Source organism: Paenibacillus sp. P4_A7, from assembly GCF_056402455.1.
On record NZ_JBFUHJ010000448.1, the window covers coordinates 1 to 4,577 of the forward strand.

General features: G+C 38.9%; 4 protein-coding genes and 2 pseudogenes. 1 reads left to right on the plus strand and 5 read right to left on the minus strand.

The window, feature by feature from the left end:
* A pseudogene (locus tag AC1DWN_RS28540) lies at positions 1–208 on the minus strand (GNAT family N-acetyltransferase); the annotation flags it as partial.
* 1,199 nt (positions 209–1,407) lie between these two features.
* On the opposite strand from AC1DWN_RS28540, the gene AC1DWN_RS28545 reads away from it, so the two are divergent.
* On the plus strand, positions 1,408–1,800 hold the full coding sequence (locus AC1DWN_RS28545; RefSeq protein ID WP_477562265.1) for a YmaF family protein: 393 nt from the start codon (positions 1,408–1,410) through the stop codon (positions 1,798–1,800).
* A 283-nt stretch (positions 1,801–2,083) separates the two neighbouring features.
* Here the strand turns inward: AC1DWN_RS28545 and AC1DWN_RS28550 are convergent, their stop codons facing one another.
* The 4 genes and pseudogenes from AC1DWN_RS28550 to AC1DWN_RS28565 all read right to left on the minus strand — a co-directional run bounded on the left by AC1DWN_RS28550 (position 2,084) and on the right by AC1DWN_RS28565 (position 4,391).
* Positions 2,084–2,302: a hypothetical protein gene (locus AC1DWN_RS28550; RefSeq protein ID WP_477562266.1), complete on the minus strand. Its 219-nt coding sequence runs from the start codon at positions 2,300–2,302 to the stop codon at positions 2,084–2,086.
* Between the two features lie 309 nt (positions 2,303–2,611).
* Positions 2,612–2,938, minus strand: a pseudogene (locus AC1DWN_RS28555) (iron chaperone); the annotation flags it as partial.
* A gap of 172 nt (positions 2,939–3,110) precedes the next feature.
* Entirely contained in the window at positions 3,111–3,647 is a 537-nt protein-coding gene (locus tag AC1DWN_RS28560) for a hypothetical protein (RefSeq protein ID WP_477562267.1), read from the minus strand.
* Positions 3,648–3,818: 171 nt separating this feature from the next.
* Positions 3,819–4,391, minus strand: coding sequence for a GNAT family N-acetyltransferase (locus AC1DWN_RS28565; protein ID WP_477562268.1), 573 nt, complete (start codon positions 4,389–4,391; stop codon positions 3,819–3,821).
* Positions 4,392–4,577 lie beyond the last annotated feature (186 nt).

Consider the following 4,577-nt stretch of genomic DNA (forward strand, 5'->3'; position numbering starts at 1 on the left):
CAGTTAAGTAGGACTGAGATGCAGGCTCGTTCACTTGGGCCATTGCAACAAGCTTATCGTCAATGAACGCAGTAATAAATAATTCTGGCTCTTCAGCAAGCACCCGAAGGATGTCTTCACCTGCGTCGACGTCATAGCTTAATAATTCTCTTGCGACATTATAATCTTTTTCACTGAAGTGTTCGTACCGGATACCTGTTATATTCATCAGTCTTCGATTCCTCCGTTTTTAATGAAGCGTTGTAAAATTATATCTGTAATCTATATTTCGTATAGGCTTACATCCAACACATTAGAATACTGATAACAATAATAACTTAAATCTTGGTTTATAGGTGGTTATTTATGGTTATAAGTATTCTGCCCGTTAGCTGAACATGCTGCCGATAATGCTGGTAGCCTATTGTCATTGTGTTATCGTTACCCGTTTAGCTTAATTACAGAGGGACTAACCACATGTCATAGACTGACTTCTTCATCATATTGGGCTCCTGTACAGTCAAATAGTTATTAACCCACATAGCATGAAATACGATTTAATTTAAACTTCTTATAAGKAAGTGGAATTCAATGTTCTTTATCCCACAACCGCAGGTATACATGAGGCAACCGCAATCTCCTCCACCTGCATACATCCCCCCAAAACCTGAGGTATCCTATGTAGTTGACTGTCTATATGAATACACTTATGTCTGGCTGCTAAATGGAGACAATTTCTGGTTTTATCCGACTCGTGTAGAGTTTGGCGAAGTTTCAGGTTATAGGTGGAATGGAGCGTTTTGGATGTTTTATGGCATTGATCCAAGAATAATTGATGCCGTTGCGTGCCCCCCTATTCCTACCCTTTTCTGAAGATGATTACTAGGTAGTGACTGCTTAATTTATTGACTTTTGCACAACCTCTTTCCTGATAGCAAGAAAAGGCAGCCTTTCAATCTGCATCGGCGGCCTACCTTGTTTATTGAACTCTTGTAACCCGTTAGTTCAATCGTTTTTTGATATTCCAGATTATACCCAGGTATTGCAATAGCTACTGAATCGAAGTACAATCTTCACTCCTACTCTTCTTGATCTTCATTACTTAGTTCTACAAGCAAATCAACTTTCGAACCAAACCCTTCGCATTCTAGAAGTCTTTAACCACATTTGCAACAAAAAAGGCCCATAGAATGGGCCCATTGGGAGAGGTATTAGTAGGAAAGCATTCCGAATTCTAGGAATCGTCAGTAGGAGATTTCAATTTAGTATTTGCAGAAACTCATACAACTACAAGCTATAATCACTAATAAAATAAAAGCTACGAAAGCCCCCATCATTGTTTTCATTATGGGCTTTAGCCGCTTCCTGACAATCATGGTTCTTCATAGACTAATTCCGTACCTAACTCATTAGGAAAGGGAGCAAAAAATGAATATTCCTGTTACCGGATTTGTGATGAGATCTTCCGAAGAAGACGATTGCCATCATTCGCATAAGCTATATATAACGTCTTGGAATGGAGACCCTGTCCATGTTCATGCCTTTTCCGGTGAAACCTCCATCGATGACGGGCATTCTCATCAATATTCGAGTTGGACCGCTCCTGCACCTACCGGGGTGCCTCATGTACACGGATATCAAACTTTCACTTCACTGAATCGCGGCCATACCCACCTTATTCAGGGAACAACCGGCCCAGCCATCGCTCTTCCCGGTGGAGGACACTATCATTTATTTGAAGGATATACCACTATTAACGGCACTCATCCCCATTCACATGCCTATCGCGGGAGAACAGGCAACGAAGTTAGTAGAATGTAAAAAAAAATTCACTGAATATTAAGGACATTCTACAATAATTAATAGAATGTCCTTCTTTTTGCACCCTAAGGCAACTTCGTTATTCCCCCAAATATATAAGGCATATTCTCGGAATTCCGTTGATTGCCCAATGCTATTTGTTTATTTATCAACCGATATCCATTTGCTAATTCGGTTTACGCCATCATTTTAATTAACCTAACTCAGCAAAATCTTGTAGGGTAACGATTGTGTTTTTCGTTCCATGCAGTTCAAATATGACGAGTTCATTATCACCAATAAGCTAGAGCGGTGCAGGGATATACAATGTTTTTTGCGGACCAATCTCCCAATAACGGCCGAGATTGAACCCATTGATATAAGCAACTCCCTTTGTCCACCCTTCCATATTCATAAAAGTATCACCGATTTCATCCAGGTGAGTGACACCTTTATAGAAGGTAGGGGTAAGGGACTCGTTTGTCTGTACTTCCCGGAATATTAGCTCCGATAAATTATTCAAAGGAAGCGTATGGATCGTCCAGTCATAAAGGAACTGCTGGCCCAGGCGAACGCCTTCCGTAATTCCTTTTGGATCCTCCCGTAACTATAATTAATTCGTCTTGTTTTCCACTAGGATGACTATTGTGTCTCTCGACGACAATGTAGGTAGATTTGTGCATATTCTTATGACACAAATTTCCCTACATAAAAATAAAAAAGCCTGATTTATCAAGCTTTTCAAAGTAGTTTATTGTTGGTGGATTTGTGTCCTTTGACATGTGACGGACGAAGCGAACCCCAGAGCACTGCGGTAGACCCTTATTTTATACTACTGTTTCCGCCAAAAAGTTGAACAGTCTGCCTTATCCCAAATATTAAACTCGATCATTTTCTCAAGTAATGAGAAATCAACCGGACTATCCTACTGGATACGAACCAACTCCTTGGTGTGATCATAACCAACTTGCACAATTTCATCAGAAAAATGATTAATCCCTACCCTTTCAGGGTCAGCCAAATGATGTTTGGCTACGCTAAAGCCAATAATAAATGTGCCGTGATCGGTAAACATAGGCTGATTCCACGCAATTTTTGGCATTAAATTTGGAAATTTCTTAGTTACCCAAGCCAAAACTTCTTCCGTTCGGGCCCGATAGTGTCCAGTTGTATCAGTCTTTGCTCCTCGTACGCGACCACAAAGAGCCGGCCTAAAATAAGTATTAGACTGACCCCAGAAATTGAAACAGCGACAGCCGTGGACGAGAAAATAAAGTCCTAGACTATCACTGTTTCAATGAACTAACGTTTCCCGTTAATTGAACAATTAACTAAGTATTTCTCCATTTCCTAAAGGGCTTGTCGTCCCAAATTTGTACTTCTATATATCGTTCTGGTCCCTTAATGCCATCTGAGTTCCATTCTTGTGGTAATCCATATTCCTTTATAAATTCATATATTTCATTCAAATTATAGACTTGGTTACGATATGGCTTTTCATCCTGATATCGCATAGTAGGAAATAAGTCACCATAAGTAAAACTTAAGGTATGCGTTTCGAATTCATTAATTGGAATTTCAATTTCTCTACCTATTGGATACCAATCCAAAAGCCAAGGACATTTCCCATAAGTCATGTAATGCGGTAGCCTTCGAATAGGTTTACCACCTTTCGAAATAAATAAATTTCTTGCCTTTAATTCGAGACCACGTCGAATTTGAAGATACTCTAAAGACCGTTTACTCGCAAATCCCTTATTTTTAAATCGAATATCGCTGAGGACTTGTTCTGCCTCATGGATTTCAAGATCAGATAAATTAACAAATGGAACTGTTGATTCATCAAAATAATGATAAAGTAATTCCATCACCATACATCCCACCAATTTATGGATATACTGCTAAATATAATAATATCACCTGCGATTGTTTTATTAATCAAATCTGCACGTTAGCTTAATAAAGAAAGGGAGCAGCTGCCACAGTAAACTGCCCCATATTTGTTCAACTAACGTTATCCGTTATTTCAACCACAAAATCTAAGCGAATGGACGTTTTAAGAATGACTCAAGCCGATTCTTAACATCATACCAATCCTCATCAATGACACTATACACTACATAATCTAATCCATTATATTTTTTCCTAAGTATTCCTTCTTTCTTTGCTCCCAAACGTTCAATAGCTTTTTGTGAACGGCTATGAGTTGTCGTTGTAATTATTTCAACACGAACAGCTTCCCATTCTTCAAATGCATATTTTAGTAACAAATACTTACATTCTGAGTTTACCGCTGTCCGCCACACTTCAGGAGAATACCAGGTCCATCCGATATTCAAGTTCTTGTGCGCAGACGAAACCCTCAAGTATCGGGTCATTCCGACCATTCTATTAAGCGTTTTATCAAAGACAGCAAAAGGAAATTCTTCTCCGCGTTCTCTTCCTAAAATTGCTGTACGTATGAATGTCTGCATTTCATTTAAATTTTGGATTTTAATCGGGAGGTTTTCCCATATTAAATTAGATTGTGAACATTGGAATAAGGATTCTGAGTGCTCCAACTCAAGTGGGACTAATAATATTCTTTCACCTTCTAATTGAGTAAAATTCATTGCCTATACTCCTTCCGAATGATGTTAGTTACTTCTCGGTGTATAGTACGGATAATCCATCTTTTCTTGAACTTGTCGAACCACTTCTTCATTAGTAAGCGATTCTATGAAATACAGACCCAAATCGATGGAAGCTGATACTCCTCCGCCCGTAAAAATGTTACCATCTCTTACGTAACGCTCCTT